We start from the raw sequence: 24,766 nt of genomic DNA, 5'->3' as shown, positions 1-24,766 counted from the left end.
TTGTACATGAGAATAGCCTTTACTCTCTTTTTTTTAACATGCCTTATTAGTGCTAAAGCGCAACTACTAGCCTGGGCTCCCCAGTTTCCATCCGACCAATCTTCCGTAACAATAACTGTAGATGCTACAAAAGGAAACAAAGGCCTGCTAAGTTATACAGGCACCGTTTACATCCATTTTGGCGTAATTACCAGTGCCAGTACCTCTTCCGCCGATTGGAAGTATGTTTCAACTAGCTGGGGTTCTACAACAGCTCCAACCGCCACGCCTGCAGAATCCAATAAATGGTCTTTTACTATCAATAATCCCCGGGCCTATTTTGGAGTACCTGCAGGAGAAACGATTTTAAAAATAGTGCTGCTTTTCAGGGATGCCTCAGGAAGCCGGGTGCAAAGGAATGCCGACGGTTCTGATATGTATGTACCGATCTACCCTGCCGGCGCCAGGAAGGTTCAGTTTACTCAGCCCTTTATAGTACCGACTTACTCTTTGGCTCATGAAGACATTAAAGCCGGTCTCGGGGTTTCAGTTCCTGTAACTGCTGTTGCCGCTGATAACGATGGCATTTTAAACTTATACTTTAACGGAACAAAAATTAGCGGCCCCGTAACTGGAAATACTACCATTACCGGAAGCGCAGCTGCTTCGGTAAAGGGAAGCCAGGAATTTATTGCTGAATATATTACAGGAGGGACGAGCTACTATGACACTCTAAATTATTATATCACACCTGATATTACCGTAGCAGCTTTGCCTGCAGGGGTAAAAGAGGGGATTAATTATGATGCCAATTGTAGCTCTGCAACCCTCGTATTATTTGCACCAAATAAAAATAATGTGGTTGTAGTTGGGGATTTCCCCGGAAGTGACTGGACTCCTAAGGCTCAGTTCCAAATGAATAAGACACCGGATGGAAATTATTATTGGATTACACTTACTGGTCTTGTTTCGGGTACAGAGTACGCTTTCAATTATAGAGTAGACGATTCAATTTATGTGGCTGATCCATACACCGAAAAAGTGTTAGATCCTTATAATGATCCATACATTTCCACTGCAACTTACCCTAATCTAAAACCTTATCCTTACAATCATAATGTATCAGTTGCAAAAAATGGTATCATGAGTGTTTTGCAGACCTGCCCTCCGCCGTACAACTGGCAGGTAACTAATTTTACTAAACCAGACAAACAGAACCTGGTTGCTTATGAACTTTTGGTGCGTGATTTTGGAGATGCAAGAAACTACCAAATGTTGATCGATACCATTAGTTATTTTAAGCGGTTAGGTATAAATGCTATTGAGCTGATGCCGGTAAACGAGTTTAGCGGCAACGATAGCTGGGGTTATAACCCAACCTTTTATTTTGCTTTGGATAAGGCATACGGTACTAAAAACAAGTTTAAGGAGTTTATTGATTTATGTCATAAAAATGGAATAGCTGTTATTTTAGATGTAGTCTACAATCACATGGACGCATCGGCTACACCGCAGGGTAAGCTGTATTGGGAAAACGGTAGACCGGCAGCAAATAGCCCCTGGTTCAATCAAACTGCACCCCATCCTTACAGCGTTTTCGAAGATTTGAACCATTCTTCAACAGCGACTCAGTACCTCGTTGAAAGGTCGCTGGATTATTGGTTATCTGAATATAAAATCGATGGTTATAGGTTGGACCTTGGAAAAGGATTTACACAAACGGTTTCAAATGGTACTACGGTTGAGAACTATGACTCTGGTCGGGTGGCCAACCTAAAACGTTATTATAATAGTGTTGTTACAAAAAACCCAAACACTTATATGATCATTGAGTTCCTGGGGCAGCAAAGGCAGGAAGAACAGGAATATGCGAATCACGGTTTCTTGTTATGGGGTAACAATAATCCCGCTTACAACCAGGCTACAATGGGTTATAAAGAGAATTCTAATTTTTCTAAGATTATTTATAATAGTAGTGAGCAGGCTTTCTCTACCCCTGCCGAAATGGGTTACATGGAAAGCCATGACGAAGAACGGTTAATGGTTAAAAATTTAGCTTTCGGAAATAGTTCAGGCGGTTATAGCGTGAAGGATTTGGCAACAGCTTTAGAACGGCAGGCGGCAGCAGCGGCTCTGTTCTTTACCATCCCGGGACCAAAACTGATTTGGCAATTTGGAGAAAGGGGATATGATATCTCAATTGATGCGAACGGGGGAAGAGTATCTGCAAAACCGCCTCATTGGGAATATATGCAGGACCCAAACCGTTTGAAGTTATTTGACGCCTATTCAACACTAATACGTCTGCGGCTTCAAAATCCATCCGTTTTCAATAGTGCGGCTTTTAGCTATGACTTTAATGATAACAACGGAAATTTCAAACGCTTTCAAATCGCCGATTCTGATCCCAACGGTATGAAAGTAACAGTTGTAGCTAACTTTGATGTGGTACCACAAACACGTACTGTTACTTTTCAAACAACGGGAACATGGTACACCTTTCTCGGCAACGGCACAGGTGCCGGCTTGAATGGAGCTACAGGTACAATAGCAAATATTTCATCTGCTACCCAAACTATTACACTGCAGCCGGGAGAATATCACGTTTACCTCGACAGGCAGGTAGTGCTCCCTTTAAATTTGATGTCTTTTAGTGGCAGGCGAACAACCAGTAATATTTCTCTTGGATGGTTGACCAGCAACGAGGTGAACGTTAAGCATTTTGTTGTTGAGAGATCTATGAACGGCATTGAGTTCAACAGCATTGCAACGGTAACCAGAAATTCACCTGAGTCCCGACTTGCTTATACTTATGTTGATAACGACCCAATAGCCGTTAGAAGTGATAAGAAAATTTATTATCGTTTGAAGCTGACCGACAAAGACGGTAGTTATAGTTATTCAAGTATTGTGGTAGTTAATTCATCTGTAGCCGGTTCTAATTTCACACTATTTCCCAATCCTGTAACGGGGTCTCAGGTATATGTCTTATTAGATGAAGCGGTATCATCACTAGTTCAGTTGAGAATAGAAGATATAAGTGGAAGGCTAATCAGAAAGTATACTTTACCAGTAGTTAACGGTAGAAGTACTACCCCGATAAGTGTTAATAATCTTTCCTCAGGAACTTATGTATTGAGAATGCAGGCAGATAAGAAATCTTTTGTACAAAAGTTAATCATTAAGAATTGATCTGTTAAAGATGGAAGTAGTTTATACAACTTTAAAAAGCATCCGGCGTGCAACATTTTAGTTTTTGTATTGTCTTAATGACACATCTTTCCCCGGGTTTAAACTTGTAGCAGCAAAAGGGTTTTAAACCAAAAGTATTTTTAAGTAAAAGTGAAATTCTAAAAATAAAATCTTTAAACATAGAATCATGAACATTAGGAGACAGGTTTATTTTCTTGTTTTGCCTCTGCTGCTGTTTTCAGCGCAACTGTTTGGGCAAGACAGAACGGTGACAGGTAGAGTGGTCGATAGCATCGGCGGGGGAATACAAAACGCATCTGTGGTTGTAAAAGGCGGAAGGGCTGGTACACAAACAGGGGCAGATGGAACTTTCTCATTTAAAGTTCCTGAAGGGGCTTCGGCATTAACAATCAGTTCTGTAGGTTTTGCGCCGAAAGAGGTAAGCATTGCAACTGCCGGTACTGTAAATGTAACCCTTGCAGCAGCCAGCACTGCATTATCTGAAGTGGTGGTAGTAGGTTATGGTACCCAAAGAAAAAGAGATGTAACAGGTGCTATTGCTACAGTTACTGAGAAAGAATTTCAAAAAGGCAATATCACTTCTCCTGAGCAAATGATCGCCGGAAAAGTTGCCGGTGTTCAAATCACTTCAAGCGGCGGTGCACCAGGCTCGGGTAGCAGGATATTAATCAGGGGCGGAGCTTCTTTGAATGCGAGTAACGATCCTTTAATTGTAATTGATGGTGTTCCTGTTGAAGGTGGCGTCGCAGGTTCTGCAAATCCGCTTAACATGATCAACCCAAATGATGTTGAAAGCTTTACCATTCTTAAAGACCCTTCAGCTGCTGCCATCTATGGTTCCAGGGCATCTAACGGTGTTGTATTGATTACCACAAAAAAAGGAAAAAGAGGTAAAATGGTCTTTAACGCAGCTGTGCAACTAATAACACAGGTACCAGGTAAAAAGGTAGCGGTGTTGTCGGGAGATCAGTTTAGAGATATTGTAAATACAAAAGGAGGTTCTTCTCAAACAGGTAAGATGGGAGCTGCTAATACTAATTGGCAGGATGAGATTTTCCGAACTGCTACCGGTCAGGATATTAATCTTTCAGCCTCAGGTGCCTTAGCTAATGGGAAGCTTCCCATTCGTATATCTGGCAACTTCCTTAACCAGGATGGCATTTTAAGAACAGGGAATTTTCAAAGACAATCTCTTGGTCTTAATCTGTCTCCAAGATTTTTTAATGATCAGCTGAGAGTGAATATTAACCTGAAAGGCGCCAGAACAAGTAATCGTTTTGCTGAAGAGGGAGCCATCGGTTCAGCTATTTCTTTCGATCCAACCCAGCCTGTCAGAGTTAGCAGTGATCGTTTCGGAGGATTTTTTGAGTATACAGAAACACTTAAAGACATAGGTATCGTTCCAAAAGACCTTACTCCACGTAACCCGGTTGCTTTACTCGAAATGCGCGATAGCAGGAGTGAGGTGTACAGAAGTATTGGTAATGCGCAATTTGACTACAGCTTACCTTTCTTAAAAGGTTTGCGCGCTAACTTAAACCTCGGTTATGATGTTCAATCCGGTTCAGGTGCCGTTAAGATTTCTGACAGTGCCGCATCCGGTTACCGCAGGTATGAAATCGGTAAAAATGCGTCGGGTACCCGCGATAGTATTTTGAACTATGGTGGTGTAAATACGCAGTACAAAAGTCAGCAAAGAAACCTGCTACTTGATTTCTATCTAAACTATGTAAAAGATTTCGGAACTAACCGGGTTGACTTTATGGTCGGCCACGGCTACCAGGATTTTAAGTATACCAATTTCAACTTTGCTGATTACAGGTTCAACGGTACTCAAATTCAAGGTTCTACTCCGGCTTTTGCAATGAGCGATCCGCGTTATACATTGATTTCTTATTATTCCCGGTTGAATGTAACCTTCGCTAATAAGTATGTATTCACTTTGAATGCACGTACCGATGGTACCTCAAAATTTGCCAAAAATAATCGTTGGGGCTTTTTCCCTTCTGCAGCCTTTGCCTGGAGAATTAAGGATGAAGCGTTCATGAAAGACTCAAAAACGTTTTCTGACCTCAAGTTCCGTATAGGTTACGGTGTAACCGGGCAGCAAGGTGGTATCAGTTTCTTTGGATACATTCCCCGTTATGAAAGAAGTAATGACAGAGCGCTGTACCAACTTGGAAATACTTTTGATACATTATACAGACCGGCTGCTTATGATCCGTTACTTAAATGGGAAACAACAAGTAATATAAATGCAGCTATTGATTTTGGATTATTTGCTAACCGCATCACCGGTTCTGTGGACGTGTTTTCAAGAAAAACAAAAGACCTCTTAAGCCTTGTTCCCATTCCGTTAGGAACAAATTTTACTAACCAGCAGGTCAGAAATGTAGGAAATATAGAAAGTCGTGGTGTTGAGGTAACTATTAGTGCCATCCCCGTTCAAAGAAAAAGTTTTACATGGGATTTCAGTACCAATTTCACTTTCATCAATCCAAAGATTACCAATCTACTATTAAATCCTGATCCGGCATTTAGAGGCAATCGTGTAGGTGGGATTTCAGGAGGTACCGGTAATACGATTCAAATTCAAAGTGTAGGATATCACCCATCTACTTTTTACGTTTTACAACAAGTATATGATGTAAATGGCCAACCTATCGAAGGTTTGTATGAAGACCAAAACCGGGACGGTCTTGTTAACGATAACGATCTTGTACGGTATAAGCAAGCTGATCCTCGTTTTCTTTTAGGAATGACAAACAATTTTACCTATAATAAATGGAGTTTAGGTATGGTATTAAGGGGTTCGCTTGACAATTACAATTACAGCAACGTTTACTCAAACTTAGGTGTTGCGCGAGGAGTGTTCAACCCGTTAGGATTTCTAAATAATGCTTCAGTCAACTTCCTTGAAACCAATTTTACAAATAACCAGTATTTCTCTGATTACTATATCCAAAATGCTTCATTTGTAAGAATGGACAACATCAACCTGGGTTATGATGCGGGTCAGGTTTTTAAAGGTGCAAGGCTAAGGATCTCAGCGAACGTGCAGAATGCATTTGTAATTACAAAGTATAAAGGAATTGATCCGGAAATTAACGGTGGAATAGACAACCAGTTCTATCCCCGTCCCCGTACATATGTACTGGGTTTAAATCTTGATTTTTAAAGAAAGTAAAAAAGTAGTTAAATGAAAAATACAATAAAAATTGGTCTATACTTTATGATAGCTGCCACAGTGCTTGCTGGTTGTCATAAAGATCTTGACCGCTTTCCACCTAACACAACAACCTCTGCGCAGTTATATAGCACAGAGCAAGGTTATAGAAGTGTACTTGCTAAAGTTTACGGAGCAATGGCTCTAACCGGTAATGTAGGTCCTGCGGGTGCCGGAGATGTTTCCGGCATCGATGAAGGAACTTCTGATTTCTTGAGACTTTTCTGGAAAGCACAGGAGTTACCAACAGATGAGGCCGTTATTTCATGGAATGATGTAGGTCTGCAGGATTTTCATCGAATGAACTGGTCATCCAACAACCCTATGTTAAACGGCCTTTACAACCGCTCGTTTTACATAATAACACTTGCGAATGAATTTATAAGGGAAAGTGCACCAGACAAGGTAAGTTCAAAAGGGCTTAGTGCAGAATCGCTGAAGCGCATGCATGCTGAGGCAAGATTTGTCAGAGCGTATCAATATTGGGTATTAATGGATTTGTTCGGTAATCCTGGGTTCGTTAACGAAAGTGTTGTTACTGGTACAACGGATCTTCCCAAACAAATTTTAAGAGCAAACTTGTTTAAATTTATCGAGCAGGAGCTAACAGCAATTGACGCAGATTTGGCTGCACCAAAAACCAATGATTATGGAAGAGTAGATAAGGCGGCAGCCTGGTCACTTTTGGCAAGAATGTATTTAAACGCACAGGTGTATACCGGTACTGCCAAATGGACCGAAGCAGCAGCAAACGCAAAAAAAGTAATTGATGCGAACTACCAGTTACTACCCAACTATAGCAATTTGTTTTTAGCTGATAATAATCTGAATAATACAGAGGTAATTTGGAGCCTTAACTATGATGGTTTAAAAACACAAAATTACGGTGGTACTACTTTTCTAGTAAATGCTTCTGTAAATGGCGACAATGCTAAGTTTAAAGACTCATCGGGTCTAACAGGTTGGAGTGGTTTAAGAACTACAAGAAATCTTCCGCAACTGTTTCCTGGTTACCCGTCTTTCAGCACGAGGCAAGATCAAAGAGCTTTGTTTTTCACCGAAGGACAAAATGTGGAAATCACTGATGTAAGTAAGTTTACCGAGGGTTATGCGGTAAACAAATTCAGGAACAGAACAAGGGCCAGGAACTTTGGTACCGACCCTTCAAGGACTTTTTCTGATATTGATTTTCCTGTTTTCAGGTTGGGAGAAATTTATCTGATTTATGCTGAAGCGGTAGTAAGAGGTGGAACAGGAGATAATGCGAGTGCAATTGGTTATATAAATGCATTACGTGATAGAGCTTATGGCAACACTGCTGGCAGGGTTACTTCTTACAACACTGCTTTCATTTTAGCCGAGAGAGGCCGTGAACTTTATTGGGAGGGTCATCGTCGTACTGACCTGATCCGTTTCAATAATTTTACTGAGGCTACTTACTTGTGGCCCTATAAAGGTGGTGTTCCAAGTGGAACAGGCGTTTCGTCGAACCTGAGACTTTATCCGATACCGACTTCGGAAATTTCTTCAAATCCAAATATTAAACAGAATACTGGTTATTAATAATTATAAATTTTATTACATGAGGCAATATAATAGTCTACTTGTCACTCTTCTCCTGCTTGTTTTTGGAGTGGTAGGTTGTAAAAAAGACGAAAATCGAGTAGTGTTGTTAGGAGGAACAGCACCACAACTAACAGCTCCTGCTTTCTCTAACCGGGCTTTACTTTCCGATAGTAAAAACGATGTGGCAATTAAGCTAACTTGGACAAATCCTAATTACATTTTTAACACAGGTGTTAGTTCGCAAAATGTGGCTTATGCTTTAGAGTTCGATACAACGGGCGCTAATTTTACTAATCCTGCAAAACAAACCATTTCTGTTAGTAACGACCTAAGCCGGTCTTTTACACAGGCTGAATTAAATGGTGTTTTAGGTAAAATGGGACTAGAAGCATTGAAACCTCATAATATTGAAGTAAGGGTTATTTCCAGTATCAACAATACAGTTCCTTTAACTTCGAATGTTGTGAAGTTTGCTTCGATAACTCCTTACGAAGACTTTGCAGTACCGGCACCTTCTACAAATGCGCTGTACATTACAGGAGCTGCAACCCCAGCCAGCTGGCAAGCAGGCGTAGCGGGAGAAACGGTGCCGGCTAATCAGCGATTTATTCAAAAATCAAGAAGCCTGTTCGAAATACCTCGTCTTTTCCTTAATGGTGGTCAATCTTATCTGTTGTTACCTCAGTACGGTAGCTGGGCTGTAAAATATGGAGGAGTAAGAGGAAATAACGAGAACAATGTTATGGAAGATGATTTCAAAGTTGGTGGTTCCGATCTAAAGGCGCCGCCTGAGTCAGGTAATTACAAGATTGAAGTGAATTTTCAGACAGGAAGATTCAAACTAACTAAATTATAATCTCACTAATTGTCAATTATGAAACAAGTTCTCAACTCATTTTTCGTCATCTTACTGGCCGGCGTGTGTATAACCGCTTGCCAGAAGGTTGATGATTTGCCTCTTTATCAAAACGCTACACCTGCAGTTCTTACTACTTCTGCTACTACGCTTGCTCCAGCCCGCGCAGACTCAACTAAAAGTTTACTGACAGTTAACTGGACTTATCCAAATCATGCTACTGCTGATCCTAATTCAATAAAATATACTATTGATATAGACTCTGTCGGTAAGAACTTTAGCAATCCTCTTTCAAAAGTCGTAGTTGGCAGCTTAACTACCTCGTTCCTCGCAAAAGATTTCAATGAGTTTCTATTGGCAAAAGGCTACATGCCTGGCGTAGTTACAAGCCTTGAAATGAGAGTTGTCTCTTCTTACGGAAATAATAATGAAAGAGTAAATTCCAATGCTGTTAATTTAAAATACACGCCTTATGCGATAAGAGTAATTGCGAGCTACGCTTTTCCGAAAGCATTATGGATTGCCGGAAATTTTCAAAACTGGACACCGGCCACAGCACCACAAATAGTTGACGTTGCTGCAACAGGTACTACCGGCACTAATTATGAGGGTTATATAAATTTCAATAATCCAAGCCCTGAGTTTAAACTGGTAAAAGGAAATGACTGGTCTGCGGGTGATATAGGAAGCGCAGGCCCCGGACTGTTAGGTGGAGGAGATAACATAAAATTGCCAACAGCGGGGATATATAGAATTAAGGCAAACACGGTGGCAAAGACCTGGTCGTTTGATAAAATTGACAGTTGGGGAATAATTGGAGATGCTACTCCCAATGGATGGAATTCTTCTACTGCCATGACCTTAAATCCTGATGGCACTTATTCTATTAATGCAAGCTTAACAACAGGAGAATTTAAGTTTAGGGCGAATAATAGCTGGGATATGAACTTTGGCGATAATAAGGCAGGAGGCGGCCCCGATAATACCCCCGAATATGGCGGAGACAACATTGTTATAACTTCTGCGGGTAATTATACAATTACCTTAGATCTAACTAAAGCAGGCAATTACTATTATACTTTGAGAAAGTTGTAATTTATTTAATATAAAATGAAAACGGCTGCGTTAATCGCGGCCTTTTTTATTTTATATTATTTCTTTTTCCAACAAGTAATAATGTCATCGCCGGTTGAAATTGAAGTTTAGCCAAAAGACGCCCAACTTTGATCTTATGACTCGCAGCAATTTCATTTACTTTTACCAATAACAATTTTTTTCGCATGCTTCAATCGATGACAGGGTTTGGAAGGGCCGAACAGGCAGTTGGTGACAAAGTTTTTCTTGTAGAAGTAAAATCTCTGAATGGTAAGCAATTTGATCTTCGCATCACTATTCCACCGCTGCTAAAACCATTTGAATTTGATATAAGAAACGTGCTTCAGGAAAAGCTGGTTAGGGGAAGTGTGGAGTGTATAATTTACATCAAGCAAAACGGATCGGCGCAACCTGTTACCATTAACAAGGAGCTGGCCAAAGCATATTACCAACCAATTGCGGAATTATCGCAAGAACTCAATTTAAATCCGGGGGATGTATTGAGTGCACTACTAAAGCTGCCTGATGTAATTACCCCAACTAATAATGTTTTGTCGGATGAGGACTGGACGGGTTTTGAACAAGTATTGTTGAGTGCTATTAACCAGTTGAAAGAGCATCGGATAGATGAGGGCAAGTCGCTGCAAGATGAACTTGAATTAAGAATTGAAAATATAATACTGCACGCAGAAAAAATAGCTACACTTGAACCTCAGCGTCAGCAAAGAATAAGAGAAGGATTGATAAAAACACTTGAAGATAATGTTGGTAAAGAAAATTACGACTCTAACCGGCTGGAGCAGGAACTAATTTATTACATAGAAAAGATTGATATTACCGAAGAGCAGGTAAGGCTAAAAAATCATTGTAATTATTTTAAGTCCATTTTGAAAGAGGCGGAAGAGGGTAAGGGTAAAAAGTTATCTTTTATTATGCAGGAAATAGGAAGGGAGATAAATACCACCGGTTCTAAGGCTTATGACTCCGAAATGCAAAAAAGTGTGGTGCTTATGAAAGACGAATTAGAAAAAGCAAAAGAGCAGGTTTTGAATGTGTTATAACCCGGGTGATTTTTAGGTGGCTGTTTTTTTGAAGCATCATCTTATTTTAATACAGCGTTCTTTTTTAAGCTCAATGAGGCAAGGCAATAAGGTAAGGCAATAAGGTAAGGAAGGCCCAATAGACAACAAATTGTACAAGGGTGTGACACAACGAAGTTTAATAGAATTTATATTGCCAGTGCCAAAGTACCCACCTCTTTTTAGATTAAAGTCGGCTGTAGTTTTGATCTTAATCAGATAAATAAACTTGTTATTGGATAACCTGTCTGGCTTTTATCTTTGTAAAAACGCCCTTTTGAATAAGTTTCTCTTTATACTACTTGTTGTAACGGGTCTGGTCTCTTGCCAGACAATTGATATCTACGAGAAGACCACTTCTTTTCCCTCCCATAGTTGGAAGAGTGCAGAAAGACCTTCATTTACTTTCGAGATATTGGACACCACAGTCTTGTACAATATTTTTTTTGTACTGAGGCATGAAGACGCTTATAACTACAATAATATTTGGGTGAACTTAACAGTAAAAGAACCCACCGAAGTAGTTACTATCAGGCGTGAATTTATTTTGGGTAATAACAGGCAAGGTTGGTTAGGCAGCGGGATGGACGATATTTTTGAACACCGTATTTCCTTTAACGATAAGCCTGCGCCCCTGCATAAAGGCAAGTATACTTTTACACTTCAGCAGGATATGCGCGAAGATCCTTTAAACCATATTTTAAATGCAGGTATAAGGGTTGAAAAGGTTAAACAACCATGAGCATTTTTAAACCGAGGCGATTTGCTACAATAACCATTATTTACTGGTTTGTGCTATTATACATTATTGCTGCGTTGGTTTATTGGTTTATTTCCCTGCAACATCAAAACACCAGGATGTCGGACCTGTTGTTAAACGAACTAAGACATGATGAAGTGGGCTATTCTGCGAAGGTTGCAGAGATATTGGATGCGAAAAGGAGAAAAACAGCCCAGTATATTGGGGAAGGATCAACTTTTCTGGCTTTGATATTAATAGGTGCAGTGTTTGTGTACCGGGCTACCCGCCGGCAAATTACACTCTCATTACAGCAGCAGAATTTTATGATGGCAGTCACTCATGAATTGAAGACACCTATTGCTGTTACCCGGTTGAACCTGGAAACAATGCAGAAAAGACGACTGGAAGAACAGCAGCAACAAAAGCTCATCAATATTACGCTGCAGGAGGTGAATCGTTTAAACTCTTTATGCAATAACATATTACTTGCCTCGCAACTGGACGCCGGCGAGTACAAAATTTCGAAAATTGAAGTGAACATAAGCGAAGTTGCAAACAGGGTTTTTAATGACTTTAAACCCAGGCATGCTTCAAGGCATCTAACTGCTGCAGTCGAGACTGGCTTATTCATTAATGGTGAAGAATTATTAATTGAATTGCTTATGTCTAACCTTGTGGAGAACGCGTTAAAATATTCGGCGAAAAATCAGCCCGTTCATATCATCTTGTCTAAGGACTCAAAAGGAATTCACTTTATAGTGAAAGACCATGGCCCCGGCATAGCCGAAGAGGAGCGGACTAAAATTTTTGAAAAATTTTATCGTGTGGGTAACGAGGTCACCCGCACAGCAAAAGGTACGGGGCTTGGGTTGTATTTATCAAAGCAAATTGCTAAAGATCACCAGGCAGAAATTACTGTAACTAATAATGGCGAAGTAGGGTCTGTATTTACTGTTACCTTTAAAACATAACCGCTAAGATGATCAGGGAACAAAGTAAAGCAAATATTTTACTGGTTGAAGACGAAGAAAACCTTCACGATGCGCTTAAATTAAATTTAGAGTTGGAGGGTTATGAGATAACCTCGGCCTATGATGGTAACGAAGCTTTAAAGGCAGTAAAGGACGAATACTTTGATTTAATCATTCTCGATGTTATGCTGCCGCACGTTGATGGTATTACAGTAACCGAAACCATCCGTATTCAAAACAATGAAGTTCCTATTTTAATATTAAGTGCAAAAAATTCGAGTGCAGACAGAGTGCTCGGCTTAAAAAAAGGTGCAGACGATTACATGGTTAAGCCCTTTAACCTTGAAGAACTTCTGCTAAGAGTTAACAAGCTTATATTAAAAAACAAAAAACTCCTCGATAAAGAAACTATTGGTGATACGTACGAGTTTGGCAATAACAAAATAGACTTTAAGGCACAGGTAGCCTCCACCTGGAACAATATGCAAATTGAACTAAGCAAAAAAGAAGTGATGTTGCTTAAGCTGCTTATTGAGAACCGAAATGAAGTAGTACCGCGTGAAAAAATTCTACAATCTGTTTGGGGTTACAATGTCTTTCCTACCACTCGAACCATAGATAACTTCATTCTAAACTTTAGAAAGTATTTTGAAAAAGACAGCCGCAACCCCGTCTTTTTTCATTCAGTTAGAGGAGTGGGATATAAGTACAGTGAGTGAGATATTGTGGCTTCTTTCCACCATCGACATTATTTTTCCAGCCTGCATAAGACTTCAATTGCAAGCAATCGGTGTTGCATGGCTTCTTCCACAGAATAAACAGGGGTGTACATGCCCAGGCGGCAATCCTCAAGTAATTCTTTAAGCAGCTGCAACTCGGCACCGCTTTCCGGATGTTGTTCAATATAAGAAGGCAATTGACCTGCTTCAATATTAAACTTGCTATTTAAATAAGAATGGAGGTGTTTACACAGTAATTTGTAAAAAGATGAACTGTCTGCTTCAGGTTGAAGTTCCCGTATTTTAAATAGGTATTCTGCTGATTCTGGTTGTTTTATTTCTACAGGCTGTTGAACCGGTACAGGCACTTTTGCAACAGGTTGCAGTGGCATTTTTGGTCGTCGGTTAAACCAGACAAGACCAATTACAACAGCCAATAAGCCAGCTCCTAATAATATGAACAAGCGCGCATCAAACCCAAAAGTATCGGTCGTTTCCGTTTTTTTTGAAATACCTGTATAAGTCTTTACTCCATGGGCAACACGCAAAAGAAGACCAGAAGTCGTTCTGGTAACGTACCTATTGGCAGCAGGATCAAAGTAAGTAAACTGGACTGCGGGTATTGTATAGTCGCCTTTCTTACCCACAACAAAAGGAATGGAAAACGTTTTTCTGGTTTTTACAGGAAAAGCTGTTTTATCATCTTCAACCAGTTCGGTAGCCTCAAAACTTTCAATTCCTTTTGGCCATTGTATTGAAGGCGCTTTTACCTGTTGCAGATTTCCTGTGCCCTGCACAGTAAAAGATAAATGATTTGTATTGTTGGTAGTTATTCCGTCTTCTCCAACTGAGAGCGAGACATTAAAGTTTCCGACAGCATTACTAAATTCTGAGCTGCCAACAGTAGGCAACGGTGGTAATGGCTTTACATCAATAAAATCTGTCTTATTCTGCAAAGTCACCAATTGCTCCTCCACCGGAAGTGATGGCGCACCGTAATATAAATCCCTGTAATTTTTATCGCTTGCATCGTAAAAAGTTACCTTATTTTCTACACTGGTCGAAGGCAGTTCAAGCTTGCCAGCTTCCAATGGAAATAACTGAACTTTCCTGATAACAAAAACATTGTATTCAACCCCGTTAATTCTTTCTATATGGGCGTCCTGCTGTTCGCTGGTCAGTTCAATTACGGTACACCCACTAAATTGTGGCTGTTTCACCACTTTAGATTTTGACCGCAATCTTGTACATAGCTTATAGGTAGCTAGTATCGGTTCGCCCACGTAACAACTATGTTTGTTTACTTCGAGCCTTACTATAATATTATTTCTTATTTTATCTATTGCCTTTTCTCCTTTCTGAAGGTATTGGTTGGCCGGCACCTGGTCTTGAAAAGGTAGTTGGTCTAAGACTGAGCCCGACGGGGAAGTTTGAGCGGGAGGTCGGCTTCCTTGTAAATGGTCAACATTTCTTACAACTATAGTTACGCCATTGCTTCTTTGTGGCTTGTTGTTTATAAGTGCTGTAGCCCCTGGTATTAAAAATGTTCCTGGTTTAGTAGGTTGCAACATCACCGAATAAGAAACCTGTTGCTTAGTAACATTTCCGATCTGGGTGGTACTACTGCTTACATTCGGACCCGAAACCACATTCCATTTATTAAATCTGGGAAGTACAAATTGATCTACAGCAACATCTTGCGCTATATATTCAATTTGTACAACGTCGTTTTTACCAATGCTTGTCGCCGAGGCTCTGGTAATGAAAGATTGCGCAAAAGAGCTTTGAACTATTAGCAGCAGAATTATAAATAAATTTCTTTTCAATACTTGCATAAATGGTTAGAGCAAAAGTAGCGTTTCGTTTAAATGAAAACTGTAATAACCGGTTAACCCGTAGTTAAAAAGTAATTTACGGTTACGAGCTACAGTTTTTCAAATTAAACATTGTTGTGTCACTCACTTGTACCGCATTTCCGGTGGCAGCTTTTCTCACAATTTTTTATCTTCCTTTAATTATTGCAGATGCACATAATACTGGTTACCCCCGACAATTTCTCGCTACCGAAATATTATAGAAATGCTCCTGAAATACTCGTTCTCCTATGTGCACCCTTAGCTGCATCTTAAAAATCTCTCTACGTCTTATAGTACAATATTCAAACTCCGGACTATAAATAATCTTCTTTTTGTTTCTTGCTGCTGCTAAGCAGTTCGGTTACCTTTGTGCCTATTTTTCCAAAACTTTAGTTTAATTAATTAGCAATAGCATGTCACTTAAAGTGTATAATACTTTAACCCGCCAAAAAGAAGAATTTAAGTCAATTACTCCTGGTCTTGTTGGTATGTATGTGTGCGGACCAACAGTAAGCGGCGAAAGTCATCTTGGTCATGCAAGACCCTACATCACCTTTGATATTGTTTATCGTTACCTGCAATACCTCGGCTACAAAGTAAGATATGTACGAAACATTACTGATGCCGGACACTTCGAAGAAGAAGGGCGGGAGGCTGAGGATAAGATCAGCAAAAAAGCAGTGCTCGAAAAGTTGGAACCAATGGAGTTGGTTCAGAAGTACACCAATTTATTCCATTGGGCAATGAAGCAATTCAATACAATAGAACCAAGTATTGAACCTACTGCAACGGGTCATATTGTTGAGCAAATTGTAATGATTGAAAAAATCATTAAAGATGGATACGCCTATGAAGCGAATGGAAGTGTTTATTTTAATGTAGAAAAATACAATACTGATTTTTCGAAAAAAGGACTTCCTTATGGTATGCTAAGTGGTCGTGTTTTAGACGATCAACTTGATACCACCCGCGATCTCGATAACCAGGAAGAGAAAAGAAACAAGCAGGACTTTGCCCTTTGGAAGAAGGCGCCGCCCGAACATATTATGCGTTGGGCAAGTCCATGGGGCGAAGGGTTTCCCGGATGGCACATTGAATGTTCTGCAATGAGTTCGAAATATTTAGGTGATCAATTCGACATTCACGGTGGAGGGATGGATCTTCAGTTTCCACATCATGAGTGCGAAATCGCACAGAGTGCCGTTTGCAACGATAAAATGGCTGCCCGCTATTGGATCCATAATAACATGATTACCATCAACGGTAAGAAGATGGGTAAAAGCTACAACAATGTTATAAAGCTTACCGAGCTGTTTAGTGGTAATCATCCGGCTTTAGAACAAGCTTACAGCCCAATGACTGTCAGGTTTTTTATTTTGCAGACCCATTATCGCAGCACTTTAGATTTTGGCAATGAAGCCCTGCAGGCTGCAGAAAAGGGTCTTAGAAGACTTTGGGAAGCACATGAAGCTTTGCAGAAAATGAATCTAGCCGAATGTCAATTCGATAAAGAATCTACCGATAAAGAACTTGATGCTAAAGTATTAACGCTGCTTTCGCAGTTTGAAGAATTTATGGATGATGACCTGAATACAGCAAAAGTTCTGGCCAATATGTTCGAGATAGTCCCTGTCATCAACTCAATAAAAGACAAACATATTTTGCCATCAGCTCTGCAGCGCGAGACCTTCAACCAAATTCAGTTGAAGATGAAGCTTTTCGTTGAAGATATATTTGGGTTGAAAAGCGAACTGCAGGGTGATTACACCAAACTAGAAGGAGTATTGCAGGTTCTTATTGAATTGCGTAAGCAAGCAAAATCAAAAAAAGATTATGTCACTTCAGATACTATCCGAAAGCAATTAATGGAGTTGGGAATTGCTTTAAAGGACGAGAAGGATGGAAACATTAGTTATTCCTTTGTTTAAACTAATCTGCCAAAAGAAGTATGATTTGTGAGAAAGCTGCAGCCATTTAAACCTCGGCTTACTTAACCTCTTCAAAATCTATATAGTCACCACTGCGGGGTGTAGTTGTTTCTTTTTTAGTAAAGGACTGAGAGTTGGTACTTGTATATTGATTCTTATTTTCGAATTCTCCCATGTTCTGCTGCATGTTCTTAATCTTCGATTGTAATGTATTTTTTATTAAAAGAGGTAACACAACACGGATAAGTAGCTTAAAAATCGAATAAAATACAATAAACCAAAAAAGAATGCGTATTAGTATCATTTAACGAAGGTAGTGTTAGTGAATATTACCAATAATTAAAAAAAGGCACTTTTCTGTTTTTTGCAAAAGGTTAACGCAAAAGAGAGCATTAAAAGGACATTAAATACAAGTGCATTTGGATTATATATAGCCTTTTACATACATTTGCTACAGAAATGAACAACTGAAGGGAACGAAAATCGTTCCCTTCCTCTTTTTTACATGGCTAACGAAACAATTATTGCAGAAGTGGAGGGCATGCTAAATGACCTTCTTGCAGCACAACCTGAAGACTTTTTGGTTTCCATTAAAGTGAGACCAACTAATAATATCAAGATTTTTATAGACAGCGATCTGGGAATGTCTATCGAAAAGTGTGTCCGCTACAATCGGAAACTGTACGCTCAAATTGAAGAAAAAGCGCTTTTCCCTGATGGCAATTTTTCCCTTGAAATTTCTTCACCTGGGGTAGACGAGCCTTTAAAAACGCATCGGCAGTTCGTAAAAAATATCGGGCGAAAAGTGCTAATCGTTTTTAACGACGAGACCGAAAAAGAGGGCAAGTTGCTGGAGGTAACCGAAACGGATTTGTTGTTAGAACAAATCACAGGAAAAGGGAAAAAAACTGAGACAAATCAATTTCTCATTCCTTTTGATAATATTAATAAAACGATTGTTCAGGTTGAATTTTAGAAAATAACGCTGTTAAAGAACCGTGTAATTCAATTCATAAATTATGGCAAGTATAAATCTCATTGAGGCATTCCAGGAGTTTAAGGACGCTGAAAATATTGACCGCCCTACCCTTATGAAAGTGGTAGAGGACGTGTTTAAAACCTTGTTGCGTAAGAAGTTTACAAGCGACGAAAACTTTGATGTAATCGTAAACGCAGAAAAAGGAGACCTTGAAATTATTCGTCGTCGGGTAATCGTCGACGATGGAGAGGTAATGGATCCACTTGCTGAGATTGCCTACAGCGACGCCACTAAAATTGAACCCGACTTTGAAGTTGGCGAGGAGCTGTATGAGGAAGTAAATATTTACGACTTTGGTCGCCGTGCTATACTCGCTGCCAAGCAAACCCTGGCTAGCCGTATTAGCGACTTGAAGAAAAATGTATTGGTTAAAAAATATGGTGAGCGCATAGGTGAGATTATTAGCGCCGAGGTTTACCAGGTCTGGAAAAAAGAGGTGCTGTTGCTCGATGAAGATGGAAGTGAATTAATTCTTCCAAAGTCCGAGCAGATTCCAAGTGACTTTTTTAAGAAAGGCGAAAGTATTCGAGCAGTCGTGGAAAGAGTGGACTTGAAAAACAATACCCCCGTTATTATTTTAAGCCGAACCAGCCCCAAATTCCTTTCTAAATTGCTTGAAATTGAAGTTCCTGAGATCTTCGATGGCCTGATTGTTGTTCGAAAAATCGTTCGGGATCCTGGTGAGAGAGCCAAGGTAGCAGTGGAAAGTTTTGACGACAGAATAGATCCTGTCGGTGCTTGCGTAGGTATGAAAGGAAGCCGTATTCATGGCATTGTTCGGGAGCTTAAAAATGAAAACATCGACGTAATTAACTGGACGAATAATATTAATCTTTTAATTCAAAGGTCTCTTACTCCGGCTAAAATAACCAGCATGGATATAGATCAGGAAACAAAACACGCGAGTGTTTACCTGAAGCCCGACCAGGTTTCTTTGGCTATTGGCCGACGGGGTGTTAATATAAAATTGGCCTGTGAATTAACTGGTTTCGAGATAGACGTTTACCGTGACAATGAAGGTGATGTAGAAGAGTTTGACATTGATCTTGAAGAATTCAGCGATGAAATTGAAGCATGGATTATAGACGAACTTAAGCGTATAGGTTGTGATACTGCCCGCAGCGTGTTGGAATTGACGCCAGAAGAATTAGAACGTCGTACGGACCTTGAGAAAGAGACAATAGATGAAATTCGCGGCGTATTAAAGCAGGAGTTTGAGAAAGAATAACTAGGTAAGATGTTTGGTAACGGACAGGGCAACACTTAGAAACATCGTTGCGACGCTCCGTTCATCTTCCTTTTTTTACGCAGCTAAAGGCATCGGCTTTTAATCATCGACACATTATTCATTCTATCGAAAATTCAAATAGTTTTAGTAAGAGTAGCTAAATAAATGTAAAGCCTAAAGGTTACATTTACACTTTTGCTGAATAAAGAACAGGTATATAAAAAGCGGCAGAGGCCGCAAGGCAGAAAACAGAACAGAAAGTTTCATCCATAACAAGAAAAGCGCTAAAAAAACAAAGGCTTTGGGATGTTACCATAGGATTACTTTTGCGTGCATTTTCAGAAATGTCGCCGACGAAAAATAAAAAAACTGAATGTTAGAACTTAAATTACCGAGATTATTAGCCGCTGCCAAAGAATTTAATGTTGGACAGGATACTATTGTTGACTTTTTGGTTGGCAAAGGTTTTAACCGCGATGAGCTAAAGCCTACTGCCAAGCTTAGCGAAGATATGTACCGCTCGCTCCAGCACCAGTTCCAGGGAGATAAGGTGGCAAAGAATAAAGCTGACCTGGTTGACATACCAAAAGGTGTGCAGCAGGAAAGCAGAAAAAAACGCGACGAACAAGAAATTACTTTTAATAGAAAAGAGGTACCTAAACCAGTTGCACCACAACCAGCACCAACACCAGTTGCCGTTGCCGTCACTGTGGCCGAAACAAAAGTACCAGAGCCGGTTGTAGAAGTACAACCACCGGTTCAGGAACAAATTAGACCAGCACCTCAAGCTTCGGCTCCTGCTGAGGAACAGCCAAAAGCTGAAGCACAACCAGCTGCACCGGTACCTGTCGCAGTAGTTACGCCGGTACCCGCTATTGTTCCTGTTGAAGAGCCTGCCATTACACCTGCACCAGCAGACGTACCGGTAGAGGAGCCAGGAACGACTGGTAACAACACTTCTCCTACATCACTAAAAATTGAAGCCCCCGAGCTTGAAGGGCCTAAAGTGGTAGCCAAAATTGATTTATCTGCAATAGACTCATCAACAAGACCAAAAAAAGGTGCTAAAAAGGCCGACGTCAAGAAGCCTGAAGAGAAGAAACCGGCGGTGAGTGCTGCTACTGACGAACAGCGACCCAATGAGCAGGTAAGACAAGTTGCACAGGCAACACCCTTTGTACCGACGCCGTTTGTACCTACGCCCGTCATTCCGCCAGCACCACAACTTCAACCGCAACAGGTAGAACTATCGCCCATTCAACCATTGGCTCCCGCTGCCGCGTTTGATGCCCCTGTTATTTCAAACATTAAAGCTGAAAAACTAGAGGGTCCTAAAATTTTAGGAAAAATTCAATTACCAGTAGAATCTGATACACGCCCTAAACCTCTGACCGCACAGGAGAAGCAGCGTAAGCGCAAACGAATTCCGGTAAAAGGCGAGCAAGCCATAGGCGGCCCGCAGCCAAGACCGGGACAGCCCGTAGGTCAAACACAAAGCACAGGTCCAAACAATCGTTTCGGTCCTCGTTCTTCTGAGTTGCCAGGTGCTCAACGTCCACCAGCTGGAGGTTCGGGTGGTTACAACCGGCCAGGCGGCGCCCCACAGGGGGGAGGCGGATTCAATCGTCCGGGCGGAGGACCAGGAGGTCCCGGCGGACAAAATCGCCCACCTGCAGGAGCAGCCGGACAGAACGCGAATCGTTTTGGTCCTCGCTCTACAGAAAAGCGCAGAGATGATAAAGAAATTGATCAAAAGGAAATTCAGGATAAAATACGGGAAACACAGGCAAAACTTGCTGGTGGATCGGGTCGTGGAAAGAGCCTGAAAGCAAAATACAGAAAAGCAAAAAGAGACGGTGTTGCAGATAATGCAGGGCCGGATGGAGATGATAACAAATTATTGGTAACTGAATTTATCAGTGTTAGTGAATTAGCTAACCTGATGGATGTAAGTTTTGCTGAGGTGATCGGTAAATGTATGGGGTTGGGTATAATGGTATCTATCAACCAGCGTTTGGATGCAGAAGTAATAGAACTGGTTGCCGGGGAATTCGGCTTTGATGTAGAATTTATTGACATGGAGGCACAAGCCGAAATGGAAGAAGAAGATGATATTGATGATGAAGACAACCTGGTACCAAGAGCGCCTATTGTTACAATAATGGGTCACGTTGACCACGGTAAAACCTCGTTGCTTGATTATATAAGAAGTGCAAACGTGGTTGCAGGTGAAGCAGGAGGAATTACCCAACACATTGGAGCTTACGAGGTAAAAACGGCTTCTGGAAGAAAAATAACCTTCCTTGATACGCCTGGTCACGAGGCGTTCACAGCAATGCGTGCAAGGGGTGCAAAAGTTACCGACATATCGGTGATTGTGGTAGCTGCAGACGATGCGGTAATGCCACAAACAAGGGAGGCTATCAGCCACTCTCAGGCAGCAAGTGTACCGATGATTTTTGCTGTTAATAAAATAGATAAAGACGGAGCTAATCCGCAAAAAATTTACGAGCAGCTTGCGGGAATGAATATATTGGTAGAGGAGTGGGGTGGCAAATATCAAAGCCAGGAATTGAGCGCCAAAAAAGGACAGAATGTTGATTTGTTGCTCGAAAAAATATTGCTCGAGGCCGAAGTTCTTGATTTAAAAGCAAATCCTGAGCGTGAGGCCGGCGGAACAATTGTAGAAGCAACGCTTGATAAAGGGCGTGGATATGTGGCAACCATACTTGTACAGAGTGGTACTCTTCGCCAGGGAGATATAATGGTAAGTGGACAGTATTTTGGAAAGATCAAGGCGATGTTCAACGAACGTAACCAACGACTTACTGAAGCACCTCCGTCAACACCGGTTCTGGTTTTAGGATTGAACGGTGCGCCACAAGCAGGTGAGAAGTTTCGCGTTTACCAGGATGAAGCGGAAGCGAAAGACATTGCGACCAAACGTGCACAAATACTACGTGAGCAGGGATTACGTGCAAGAAAACACATTACCCTTGATGAGATTGGACGTCGTTTGGCTCTGGGTAACTTCAAAGAGTTGAACCTGATTATTAAAGGTGACGTGGATGGATCTGTAGAAGCTCTAAGCGACTCATTGCAAAAACTTTCTACCGAAGAAATTGCAGTTAGAGTAGTACATAAAGGAGTAGGTCAGATCTCTGAAAGCGATGTAAACTTAGCTACTGCATCTGATGCTATTCTAATAGGGTTTAACGTGCGGCCTTCAAGCCAGGCAGCAAGAGTTGCTGAGAATGAAGGTCTTGAAATCAAGCTTTATTCAATCATCTACCAGGCCATCGACGAATTGAAGAGTGCAATGGAAGGTATGTTAGAGCCTAAGTTCACGGAGAAGATTACGGCGAATGTTGAGGTTAAAGAGGTTTATAAATTCGATAAAGCTACCGTCGCTGGTTGTTTGGTATTGGATGGTAAGATATTCAGGAACTCAAAAATTCGTGTCATTCGAGACGGTATTGTTGAATACCCTAAGGGAGAAGGTGCAGCTGCAGAACTAGGTTCGTTGAAGCGCTTTAAAGATGATGTGAAGGAGGTTGCGAACAATATGGAGTGCGGTCTTACAATTAAAAATTATAATGACCTGCGGGCAGGAGATATTATTGAGGCATTTGAATCAGAAGAGGTAAAGAGGACGTTGTAGTATATAACAGGTGCCTAGTTATTTGTAAAATAGAAAATAGCTTCGTGAAAAATTGCACAGCAATTTCCGAAGCTATTTTTTTTGTTAAAACAAATTCAATCACCTCTTTTGAGTTTCCGATTCGATATTTTTGAGTGAGTAACAAAAAGTTATGAATAATACTAAAGAGAAGTTTTTCAGGGCTCTTACCGTAATTGCCACTATCGCAATTTTGTCTGGCAATGCACTTGCCCAAACGAAAAAAGTTATTGCCGATAAAATTGTGGCGCAGGTAGGAGACAAAATTATATTACGTTCAGATATTTTCAATTCAATACTTGACGCCCAGCGTGAAGGTGTTCCTTTGCCTCCAAATCCTGAATGCGTTTTGGTTGAAAGAGCTTTGATTGAAAAGGCGTTGGTATTACAAGCCCAGAAAGACTCTCTTCCCTTAAGTGAGGAAGACATCGAGGCTGAGCTGGATAACCGGATCCGTGGATTTATAATGAAATATGGCTCGAAAGAGGTGTTGGAAGAGGTTGCTGGCAAAAGCGTTTATCAATTAAAGGAAGATTTCCGTGAGCCGATTAAAGAGCAGAAATTAAGCATGCAAATGCGAAATAAAATAGTTGAAAATGTAAAAATAACGCCTAATGAAGTGCGGGATTATTTTGAGAAGATTCCAAAAGACAGTCTTGCATTTTACGAAAGTGAATTAGAAATAAGTGAAATTGTTGTTTATCCGAAAGCCAACCGCGATGTTGAAAGTTATGTAACTCGCGAATTGAACGACTGGAAGAAGCAGGTTGAGGATGGAACAAAAAAGTTTGAGCAACTTGCCAAGTCTTATACAGAAGACCCGGGCAGTAAAGAAACTGGCGGTCAATATAGCATTAACAAGAACGACAAGTTCTGGGATCCTGCTTTCATTTCCGCCGCATTTAAATTAAAGGAAGGACAGGTATCACCTGTAGTAAAATCTAAATTTGGATTACACCTTATTCAAATGGTTAGTCGTGCTGGTGATGATGCAGTTATTCGTCATATCCTCAGAATTCCTCCTGTTACTGACGAAGAGGTTAAAGAGGCTGTAGCCAAAATGGATTCAATAAAATCGAGAATTATTGCGGGAACAATGGGTTTTGGTGAGGCTGTGAATAAGTACAGTGAAGATGAGTCAAGCAAATTTAGTGGTGGAAGAAAGCAGGGTCGTGATGGATCAAGCTTTGTAACCATTGACCAATTGGATAAGGAAATGGTTTTAGCACTTAAAGATTTGAAGCCTGGACAATATTCTAATCCTGTAGCTTATGCTGATGAAAGAGGTAAAAAAGCGGTAAGAGTTATTTTTCTTCAAACGCGAACGGAGCCGCATAGAGAAAACATCAAAGACGATTATAGTAAAATTTCGGGCCGTGCTATCGAGCAAAAAAAGAATGATGTTCTTGAAAAATGGTTCAAGTCACATATTCCAAGTTACTACATTACCATCGATAAAGAGTTTGCGGGTTGTGCAAGTGTAAAAGACTGGTTAGGAAATTCTGTAGCATCTAATCCATAATGGATAGTTAGAAGACATACATCTTATAGGCCTCCTTTTGTAAGGGGGCCTTTTTTGTATTAATATGG

Annotated in this window: 16 protein-coding genes; 14 read left to right on the top strand and 2 right to left on the bottom strand. The window is 40.6% G+C overall.

The window, feature by feature from the left end; translation table 11 throughout:
* Positions 1-6 precede the first annotated feature (6 nt).
* The 9 genes from JWR87_RS18130 (at position 7) to JWR87_RS18090 (ending at position 13,446) form a co-directional block, all read left to right on the top strand.
* Positions 7-3,171 carry an alpha-amylase family glycosyl hydrolase gene (locus tag JWR87_RS18130; RefSeq protein WP_297822871.1) on the top strand — a complete coding sequence of 1,055 codons (3,165 nt, stop codon included), beginning with the start codon at positions 7-9 and terminating at the stop codon, positions 3,169-3,171.
* A 187-nt stretch (positions 3,172-3,358) separates the two neighbouring features.
* Entirely contained in the window at positions 3,359-6,370 is a 3,012-nt protein-coding gene (locus JWR87_RS18125; RefSeq protein ID WP_297822869.1) for a SusC/RagA family TonB-linked outer membrane protein, read from the top strand.
* A 21-nt stretch (positions 6,371-6,391) separates the two neighbouring features.
* Positions 6,392-7,981 carry a RagB/SusD family nutrient uptake outer membrane protein gene (locus JWR87_RS18120; RefSeq protein ID WP_297822867.1) on the top strand — a complete coding sequence of 530 codons (1,590 nt, stop codon included), beginning with the start codon at positions 6,392-6,394 and terminating at the stop codon, positions 7,979-7,981.
* Between the two features lie 19 nt (positions 7,982-8,000).
* The gene (locus JWR87_RS18115) at positions 8,001-8,840 is read left to right on the top strand and encodes a SusE domain-containing protein (RefSeq protein WP_297822865.1); all 840 of its coding nucleotides are present in this window, start codon (positions 8,001-8,003) and stop codon (positions 8,838-8,840) included.
* A gap of 18 nt (positions 8,841-8,858) precedes the next feature.
* The gene (locus JWR87_RS18110; protein WP_297822863.1) at positions 8,859-9,935 is read left to right on the top strand and encodes a SusF/SusE family outer membrane protein; all 1,077 of its coding nucleotides are present in this window, start codon (positions 8,859-8,861) and stop codon (positions 9,933-9,935) included.
* Between the two features lie 185 nt (positions 9,936-10,120).
* The gene (locus tag JWR87_RS18105) at positions 10,121-10,996 is read left to right on the top strand and encodes a YicC/YloC family endoribonuclease (protein ID WP_297822860.1); all 876 of its coding nucleotides are present in this window, start codon (positions 10,121-10,123) and stop codon (positions 10,994-10,996) included.
* A gap of 295 nt (positions 10,997-11,291) precedes the next feature.
* A complete protein-coding gene (locus JWR87_RS18100; protein ID WP_297822858.1) occupies positions 11,292-11,756 on the top strand; it encodes a gliding motility lipoprotein GldH in 465 nt (154 codons plus the stop codon).
* The gene (locus tag JWR87_RS18095) at positions 11,753-12,727 is read left to right on the top strand and encodes a HAMP domain-containing sensor histidine kinase (RefSeq protein ID WP_297822856.1); all 975 of its coding nucleotides are present in this window, start codon (positions 11,753-11,755) and stop codon (positions 12,725-12,727) included. The genes JWR87_RS18100 and JWR87_RS18095 overlap by 4 nt, the downstream gene beginning before the upstream one ends.
* Positions 12,728-12,735: 8 nt before the next feature.
* Complete coding sequence (locus tag JWR87_RS18090; RefSeq protein ID WP_297822854.1) at positions 12,736-13,446, top strand: response regulator transcription factor; 711 nt, start codon at positions 12,736-12,738, stop codon at positions 13,444-13,446.
* A gap of 29 nt (positions 13,447-13,475) precedes the next feature.
* Here JWR87_RS18090 and JWR87_RS18085 read toward each other — a convergent pair whose 3' ends face one another.
* Entirely contained in the window at positions 13,476-15,281 is a 1,806-nt protein-coding gene (locus JWR87_RS18085; protein WP_297822852.1) for a BatD family protein, read from the bottom strand.
* A 434-nt stretch (positions 15,282-15,715) separates the two neighbouring features.
* Between JWR87_RS18085 and cysS the strand changes: the two genes are divergently transcribed.
* Positions 15,716-17,230 carry a cysteine--tRNA ligase gene (gene cysS, locus JWR87_RS18080; RefSeq protein WP_297822849.1) on the top strand — a complete coding sequence of 505 codons (1,515 nt, stop codon included), beginning with the start codon at positions 15,716-15,718 and terminating at the stop codon, positions 17,228-17,230.
* A 58-nt stretch (positions 17,231-17,288) separates the two neighbouring features.
* On the opposite strand, the gene JWR87_RS18075 is transcribed toward cysS, so the two are convergent.
* Positions 17,289-17,534, bottom strand: a complete 246-nt coding sequence (locus JWR87_RS18075) for a hypothetical protein (RefSeq protein WP_297822847.1) — start codon at positions 17,532-17,534, stop codon at positions 17,289-17,291.
* 201 nt (positions 17,535-17,735) lie between these two features.
* On the opposite strand from JWR87_RS18075, the gene JWR87_RS18070 reads away from it, so the two are divergent.
* The 4 genes from JWR87_RS18070 to JWR87_RS18055 all read left to right on the top strand — a co-directional run bounded on the left by JWR87_RS18070 (position 17,736) and on the right by JWR87_RS18055 (position 24,698).
* Positions 17,736-18,206: a ribosome maturation factor gene (locus tag JWR87_RS18070; RefSeq protein ID WP_297822845.1), complete on the top strand. Its 471-nt coding sequence runs from the start codon at positions 17,736-17,738 to the stop codon at positions 18,204-18,206.
* A 43-nt stretch (positions 18,207-18,249) separates the two neighbouring features.
* Positions 18,250-19,497 carry a transcription termination factor NusA gene (gene nusA / locus JWR87_RS18065; RefSeq protein WP_297822843.1) on the top strand — a complete coding sequence of 416 codons (1,248 nt, stop codon included), beginning with the start codon at positions 18,250-18,252 and terminating at the stop codon, positions 19,495-19,497.
* A gap of 373 nt (positions 19,498-19,870) precedes the next feature.
* Positions 19,871-23,158 (top strand): translation initiation factor IF-2, encoded by a 3,288-nt coding sequence (infB, locus tag JWR87_RS18060; RefSeq protein ID WP_297822841.1) that lies wholly within the window; start codon positions 19,871-19,873, stop codon positions 23,156-23,158.
* A 151-nt stretch (positions 23,159-23,309) separates the two neighbouring features.
* A complete protein-coding gene (locus JWR87_RS18055) occupies positions 23,310-24,698 on the top strand; it encodes a peptidylprolyl isomerase (protein ID WP_297822838.1) in 1,389 nt (462 codons plus the stop codon).
* Positions 24,699-24,766: the final 68 nt, after the last annotated feature.

Source organism: Segetibacter sp., from assembly GCF_025963695.1.
GTDB lineage: Bacteria > Bacteroidota > Bacteroidia > Chitinophagales > Chitinophagaceae > Segetibacter.
The sequence above is the reverse complement of the archived record's forward strand: the minus strand, read 5'-3'. Positions and strand labels throughout refer to the sequence as shown.